1 protein-coding gene is annotated in these 314 nt (G+C 55.1%); it reads left to right on the top strand.

What is annotated here, in order from left to right:
- Positions 1–63: 63 nt before the first annotated feature.
- Positions 64–314: hypothetical protein (locus tag AC0IYH_RS30555; protein WP_471837906.1), on the top strand; the 251-nt coding region annotated here is incomplete at its 3' end.

Here is a 314-nt window from a genome sequence, read left to right as displayed (position 1 = left end):
ATCAAGTATCTTGGTGCAGTTGCAGCGCTTGCGTTGTGGTCCGGGGCCGCGGAGGCTCGTGTCGTGACCATCGAATATGCCAGTACGACAAATCGACTGAATGGCGACGTGTCGGGTCGATTTACGTTCGATACGAGAACAGCCTCCCGCCGGGACTTCAGTCAGCCAGGAACTGACATTGCTGTCTATACAGGAACTCCCCCGTGGCAGCATTCTTTTGATCTCTTCGGAGAGACGCGTGCAACGCAACCGCTGTCCATCGACGTTAGCAGCGACGCGTTCCTGGATATCATTTCCTTCTACTCGCAAATCCC

The sequence above is a fragment of the Pseudomonas sp. AC463 genome (genome assembly GCF_979253585.1).
This window is presented reverse-complemented; position numbering and strand designations above follow the sequence as displayed.